The 4138-nt window shown below is 60.5% G+C and carries 3 protein-coding genes; 2 read left to right on the top strand and 1 reads right to left on the bottom strand.

Annotation, left to right across the window (positions count from 1 at the left end; all coding sequences use genetic code 11):
- The first annotated feature begins 314 nt into the window (after window positions 1-314).
- Window positions 315-1583 (top strand): IS110 family RNA-guided transposase, encoded by a 1269-nt coding sequence (locus IEN85_RS10830; protein ID WP_191616790.1) that lies wholly within the window; start codon window positions 315-317, stop codon window positions 1581-1583.
- A 542-nt stretch (window positions 1584-2125) separates the two neighbouring features.
- Here IEN85_RS10830 and IEN85_RS10825 read toward each other — a convergent pair.
- Window positions 2126-2494, bottom strand: coding sequence for a DUF6508 domain-containing protein (locus IEN85_RS10825; protein WP_191617108.1), 369 nt, complete (start codon window positions 2492-2494; stop codon window positions 2126-2128).
- 343 nt (window positions 2495-2837) lie between these two features.
- Here IEN85_RS10825 and IEN85_RS10820 point away from each other — a divergent pair, with 343 nt between their 5' ends.
- Window positions 2838-4106, top strand: a complete 1269-nt coding sequence (locus tag IEN85_RS10820; RefSeq protein WP_191616790.1) for an IS110 family RNA-guided transposase — start codon at window positions 2838-2840, stop codon at window positions 4104-4106.
- The last annotated feature ends 32 nt before the right edge of the window (window positions 4107-4138 follow it).

Genomic DNA, 4138 nt, shown 5'->3' with positions numbered 1-4138 from the left:
ATATAGGCTAGGAGAAGTTATTCATGATGCCCGAAAGGCGCGGGCCGAAGAGCTCGCTTTCGGGGCATTGTGAATAACTTCCGGCGGGGTTGGACTCCGTTTGGCTTTTCATTACAATTTCAGCGCTCGCCCGCAGTCCAGGAACAAATACGCGGCGTCCCCTGGAGGACTGTGACCTTACCGTTCCGGGCTGCGGGTAGCGCCTTGACTTTTTGACGACTCCTCGGTGGAAGCCCTCTGCACGGACCACTCTATATTGCTGTCGCTGCCGGTCAAGGACGAGCTTTCCGCAACCCTCAACCGACTATGACACGATGAAGGAAAAGCCCCTGGACTTCGCGATCGGGATCGACCGTTCCGACGCAACCCTGGACGTTTGCCTCGCCTCCCTGCGGGCGGGCTCCAGTCCGCGTTTCGACAAGCTGGCCAACAGCCCCGACGAACTGGGCGCGTGGCTGGCGAGGCTTCGCTCCGAGCATCCCGAGGCCCGCGTCGCGGTGGCCTTCGAGATGCCCGCTCCCGACCTGGTAGCCTTCCTGTGCCCGCGCGGCTGGCTGGAGGTCTACGCCCTCAACCCCAGCGTGCCGGCCCGCTTCCGCAAGGCCTTCAACGGCTCCGGGGCCAAGAGCGACCTGCTGGACTGCGAGGTCCTCGCCCAGCTGCTGGCCTCGCACCGCGACAAGCTCCGGGCCCACCGGCTGGACAGCGCGGCCATGCGCAGGATCGACTCGCTCTCCAAGGCCCGCCGCGGGGAGGTCGACCGGCAGGTCGAGCAGTGCAACCGCCTCAAGTCGCTGCTAAAAAGCAGCTTCCCGCAGGCCCTGGCGCTGCTGGGCAGGGACTTGCACGCCCCCATGGCGATAGGCTTCCTTCGCCGCTGGCCCTCGCTGCAGGCGGCCCGCGAGGCGGACCCCGAGGAGATGGCGGCCTTCTACCGCAGCTCCCACTGCTCGCGCAGGGACGTGATCGAGGAGCGCCTGCGGGTGGTGGCCGAGTCCGTCGTCCTGACCGACGACCCCGCGATCATGGACGTCATGGAGCTTCGAATCTCCAGCTGCCTGGACCACATCGAGGCCTGCTCGAGGGCCATCGCGAGATACGACCAGGAGCTGGCCCGGCGCTACGCCGAGTCGGAGGACAAGCCGATCTTCGACAGCCTTCCCGGAGCCGGTCCGGCTCTAGGGCCGCGGCTGCTCTCGGCCATGGGCGAGGACCGCTCCCGCTACTCCAGCCGCGAGGCCCTGCAGCGCTACAGCGGGGTCGCCCCCGTTACCCAGAGCAGCGGCAAGAAGCGCATCGTGCACCGCCGCTACTCCCGGCCGAGGTTCCTGATGCAGACCTTCGTGGAGTTCGCCGGCGAGTCGATAAAGTGGAGCTCCTGGGCGTCCGCGTTCTGGAGGATGAAGAAGGCCGCGGGAATGACCTACAACTGCGCCATGCGGGAGCTGGCCTACAAGTGGCAGAGGATAATATACCGGATGTGGAAGACTCGAACCGCCTACGACGAAGGGCTCTATATAGAACGACTAAAAGCGAAAGGAAGCCCGATATGCGCGTACCTGCAAGATTCCATGAAAAACTGATATAGCAGCTTGACTCCTAGCCTCAGTGGTAAGGTCATCGCGGAGCGATGACCGGAGTTGTATGGGCTGCCTGGTTGGGGTGGCTTTTCAATGTTAGCTTGGGGTCTCCTTGTCGAATGTCGATTTGTTCGAACGCTTCGTGAATCATCATTTTGGGATTCGGCTTATTCTGTCTGGTTTTTTCTTTTCTTTGGTCGGTTAGGGTAGTGGCCTCCACGTCTTGGCCTTCTTCACGCTACCGCCACCCGATGCTCTGGCTTTAGCCTGCGCATCGTGTCTGGAATGCTGGGATTGTGTCTCTCGAAAAATTCGTCACCGAAGATCGATGTCTGGAAGTAGCTATCCATTGTACTGAACCGTAGATTCAGACATCGTGCTTCACTGTGATGCTTAATCGCTCTCTTCTAATTCTTTAGTTCCCCAACGCCGAAGTGATACGCGAGGTACTGTCAACGGCTCCATTTCTGTTGAAGGTTTTCAGTGTCTTGTTCGATATGAAAGGGGCGGCGCTTACCCGAGTTGTATCGACTGACTTGTTCTCACTAGTTTTTTAGTTCTATCAGACGATTTCTGAATTTCGTAATGAACCCTTCTTGTATCGAAGAAGCCCATGCTCCGTAGGAGAATCGTTCCATCCTCCAAAATGCTGTGATCGCTGTTTTCAGCTCATCGAGTTCGAATTCTTCAATCTTCTTTTCTCCTATGATTTTCTTATTTTCGAGGTAATTTTGGTCGATCCAGAAGTCGCTCAGTTTTCTTTCGAAAACCTTGGATATGCTCTTATCGTAAATAGGAATTCCACCCTTCCATGTTGCGATCGCGTCATCGCTCAGTTCCGCTACTGGCTCAAGTGCATCGATCATTTTCTTGATTTCCTTTTCAGGACTGGAAGAGAAGAAGCCCATCATCATTTATTTGAGAACGTGAAAGCCATACGCGTATATAGGCTAGGAGAAGTTATTCATGATGCCCGAAAGGCGCGGGCCGAAGAGCTCGCTTTCGGGGCATTGTGAATAACTTCCGGCGGGGTTGGACTCCGTTTGGCTTTTCATTACAATTTCAGCGCTCGCCCGCAGTCCAGGAACAAATACGCGGCGTCCCCTGGAGGACTGTGACCTTACCGTTCCGGGCTGCGGGTAGCGCCTTGACTTTTTGACGACTCCTCGGTGGAAGCCCTCTGCACGGACCACTCTATATTGCTGTCGCTGCCGGTCAAGGACGAGCTTTCCGCAACCCTCAACCGACTATGACACGATGAAGGAAAAGCCCCTGGACTTCGCGATCGGGATCGACCGTTCCGACGCAACCCTGGACGTTTGCCTCGCCTCCCTGCGGGCGGGCTCCAGTCCGCGTTTCGACAAGCTGGCCAACAGCCCCGACGAACTGGGCGCGTGGCTGGCGAGGCTTCGCTCCGAGCATCCCGAGGCCCGCGTCGCGGTGGCCTTCGAGATGCCCGCTCCCGACCTGGTAGCCTTCCTGTGCCCGCGCGGCTGGCTGGAGGTCTACGCCCTCAACCCCAGCGTGCCGGCCCGCTTCCGCAAGGCCTTCAACGGCTCCGGGGCCAAGAGCGACCTGCTGGACTGCGAGGTCCTCGCCCAGCTGCTGGCCTCGCACCGCGACAAGCTCCGGGCCCACCGGCTGGACAGCGCGGCCATGCGCAGGATCGACTCGCTCTCCAAGGCCCGCCGCGGGGAGGTCGACCGGCAGGTCGAGCAGTGCAACCGCCTCAAGTCGCTGCTAAAAAGCAGCTTCCCGCAGGCCCTGGCGCTGCTGGGCAGGGACTTGCACGCCCCCATGGCGATAGGCTTCCTTCGCCGCTGGCCCTCGCTGCAGGCGGCCCGCGAGGCGGACCCCGAGGAGATGGCGGCCTTCTACCGCAGCTCCCACTGCTCGCGCAGGGACGTGATCGAGGAGCGCCTGCGGGTGGTGGCCGAGTCCGTCGTCCTGACCGACGACCCCGCGATCATGGACGTCATGGAGCTTCGAATCTCCAGCTGCCTGGACCACATCGAGGCCTGCTCGAGGGCCATCGCGAGATACGACCAGGAGCTGGCCCGGCGCTACGCCGAGTCGGAGGACAAGCCGATCTTCGACAGCCTTCCCGGAGCCGGTCCGGCTCTAGGGCCGCGGCTGCTCTCGGCCATGGGCGAGGACCGCTCCCGCTACTCCAGCCGCGAGGCCCTGCAGCGCTACAGCGGGGTCGCCCCCGTTACCCAGAGCAGCGGCAAGAAGCGCATCGTGCACCGCCGCTACTCCCGGCCGAGGTTCCTGATGCAGACCTTCGTGGAGTTCGCCGGCGAGTCGATAAAGTGGAGCTCCTGGGCGTCCGCGTTCTGGAGGATGAAGAAGGCCGCGGGAATGACCTACAACTGCGCCATGCGGGAGCTGGCCTACAAGTGGCAGAGGATAATATACCGGATGTGGAAGACTCGAACCGCCTACGACGAAGGGCTCTATATAGAACGACTAAAAGCGAAAGGAAGCCCGATATGCGCGTACCTGCAAGATTCCATGAAAAACTGATATAGCAGCTTGACTCCTAGCCTCAGTGGTAA

Source organism: Pelagicoccus enzymogenes (genome assembly GCF_014803405.1).
In the GTDB taxonomy this organism is placed as follows: Bacteria; Verrucomicrobiota; Verrucomicrobiia; order Opitutales; family Opitutaceae; genus Pelagicoccus; species Pelagicoccus enzymogenes.
Note: the sequence above shows the minus strand (reverse complement) of the source record. Positions and strands in the feature narration are given on the sequence as shown.